The sequence below is a fragment of the Leisingera sp. F5 genome, assembly GCF_001593695.1.
In genome coordinates this window covers 1-2,588 of sequence record NZ_LUKH01000396.1, presented here as the reverse complement: position 1 = coordinate 2,588, position 2,588 = coordinate 1, and the positions used below count along the sequence as shown (strand labels likewise).

General features: G+C 62.1%; 2 protein-coding genes and 1 pseudogene. All 3 read right to left on the bottom strand.

The window, feature by feature from the left end:
- A partial coding sequence (locus A2I95_RS30860; RefSeq protein WP_291735973.1) for a carboxypeptidase M32 occupies window positions 1-1,189 on the bottom strand: 1,189 nt, incomplete at its 3' end.
- 4 nt (window positions 1,190-1,193) lie between these two features.
- Window positions 1,194-2,339: a heme A synthase gene (gene ctaA / locus A2I95_RS30855; RefSeq protein WP_027258874.1), complete on the bottom strand. Its 1,146-nt coding sequence runs from the start codon at window positions 2,337-2,339 to the stop codon at window positions 1,194-1,196.
- A 60-nt stretch (window positions 2,340-2,399) separates the two neighbouring features.
- Window positions 2,400-2,588, bottom strand: a pseudogene (locus A2I95_RS30850) (RNA methyltransferase); the annotation flags it as partial.

The following is a 2,588-nucleotide window of genomic DNA, read 5'->3' as shown; positions in this document are numbered from 1 at the left end:
AATGCACATCCTGCAAACAACCGTTTGAGGGCTTGTCGACGGCATAGCCGAAATCGGCCTCAAACCGGTCATTCCAGGCGGCCTCGATATCTTTCACTGCCAGATCACCGCTCATCAGTGCGCGTTCCAGACCAAAGCGCAGCATAATGTGCAGGTTATACTGCAACTCATCCGCCTCGGTACGGATGTAGCCTTTGTGCACGGCATTCACGGTTGCATAAAATTCATCAGGGTCCGAAATACCTAAGTCGCCAAAGGCCTGTTTCATCTCCTCAAACAGCCAGCCGGTAAAGGCGCGGCTGCGGCCTATCTGGTTCTCATAAATCCGGCTCTGGCTTTCGTGCACACCCATCGACACGCCGCTGCCCAGCGGGGTCAGCAGGTAGTCACGGCTGATGTTCTGCTCATATGCGCCGTGGCCGACCTCGTGAATGGTCGAATAAAAGCAGTTGAACGGATCACTCTCGCTGGTCCGGGTGGTGATCCGCACATCCAGTCCCGAACCGGAGCTGAATGGATGCACCGCCTTGTCCACCCGGCCATGGGCCATGTCATAGCCGAACTGTTTGGCGATTTTGCGTGTCAGCTTCATCTGCGCCGCTTCGTCAAAGCTGCCTTTCAGCGCCTTTGGCGCGGGCTTCTCCAGCACCTTGGCGCGCAGCTCCACCAGGCCGGGGCGCATAGCGTCAAAAATCCCCGCGATCCCTGCCCCGGTCATGCCGTGCTCGTAATCCTCGACCATGGCGTCATAGACGTCACCGCCCGCGGCCAGCGCCAGGCCCTCCTCTCGCTTCAGCGCGACGACTTCCTCCAGCACCGGCACAAATGCCGCCACATCCTCATCCGCCCGCGCGGCGGCCCATTTTCCCTGTGCCTCGGATGTGACCTGGGCGATCTTCTTGGCCAGATCCGCAGGCACCTTGACGGTGCGTTCATAACTGCGGCGGATCTCGCGCAGCTGGGCCTCGCCCGCCTCATTCGGTGCAACCGCCTGCTCCAGCCATTCGGCCACCCGCGGATCGCTGCGGCGGGCATGAAGCACCGCCTCGATCGCGGCCATCTCCTCGCCCCGCTGCGGCGCTGCCCCGCGCGGCATCATGGTTTCCTGATCCCAGCCCAGACGGCCCGCAATCTGCCCCAGAGCTTGCGTGTCGCGCTGGAAGGCCAACAATTCGTCAAATGCGCTCATGGGGTCAATGATCCTTGATCGAGGTTGCAATGGGATAGGCAGACAGGAAGCGGGCGCGCAGGATCAGCACCCAGAAGCCGATCGCCACCAGCTGGTGGGTGATCGCGGCGTGCAGCGGCGCGGCGTAAACCACAGTGATGATCCCCAGCAGCACCTGTACAGACAGCGCTGCAAAGACTGCGTTGAAGGCAAAGCGAGTGCGCGCATGGGCAGAGCCGCGCCCGCGCAGCCATGCCACCACACCAAAGGCAAACAGCAGGTAACCCGCCACCCGGTGGATGAACTGCACCAGGCCGGGGTTTTCAAAGAGGTTCTTCCAGACAGGCTCAATCATAAAGGAGTTCGGAGGGATCACCTGCCCGCCCATCAGCGGCCAGTCGGTATAGGAGCGGCCCGCGTCGATGCCCGCGACCAACGCGCCCAACAGGATCTGCAGAAAGGCGAAATGCATGAGGCCGGTGGAGAGAGAGAACAGTTTCGCCTCCTTAGCGCGGCGCGCCTGCATCAGCTCCCGCTCCTCGCGGCCCAGCATCAGCACATACCAGGCGATGAAGCCGAGAATGACAAAGGCCAGCCCCAGATGCACAGCGAGGCGGTAGGAGGCAACGGCGGTCATGCCCTCGCCCTGTGTCACGCCAGAGGCGACCATCCACCAGCCGATCGCGCCCTGCACGCCGCCCAGAATACCAGGCAGCGCCAAACGGCCTGCCCAGCCGGCCGGGATCTTGCGCGCGATCAGGAAGCCGAAGAAGCCAAGCGCCCAAACCAGACCAATGAAGCGGCCCAGCTGCCGATGGCCCCATTCCCACCAGTAAATCGATTTGAAATCAGCCAGTTCCATCCATTGGTTCTGGATGCGCCACTGATCGATTCCCTTGTATTTATCGAACTCGGCCTGCCACTCACCCTCGGACATCGGCGGGACCGCCCCGGTCACGGGGCGCCATTCGGTGATCGACAACCCGCTATCGGTCAGACGGGTCAGCCCGCCCACAACTATCATCGCCACAACCAGCGCAAACAGCACCATCAACCAGGCGCGGATCGCCTTGCGGGCGCCTCCGCGGCCGCGGTCGATCAGTCCCGGCTCCACCGCGGGCGCGTCCGTCTTCTCGCCCTCGACCTCTTCAAAAATGCTGCGCTTGCTCATGCTTGCCTCTTTGTCTCTGGTGCCAAGCTAGGGGCGGGTTATTCAAAGGTCCAGAGCGGCTTACTCGCCGCCGCGCTCTTTCCAGCGGACCATCTGGCGCATGATCCCATGCAGCATCTGCACGTCGGAACGGGTCATCCGCATCCGGCTCCACAGGTTGCGCAGGTTGGTCTTCATGCTGTCGGCCTTTTCCGGCGGGAAGAAGAAACCGGCTTCGTCCAGCCGTTCCTCGTAGTGCTCCACCAGCTT

Excerpts from the sequence above, each read along its gene's own strand:
- ctaA (WP_027258874.1), bottom strand. The coding sequence starts at position 2,339 with ATGAGCAAGCGCAGCATTTTTGAAGAGGTCGAGGGCGAGAAGACGGAC.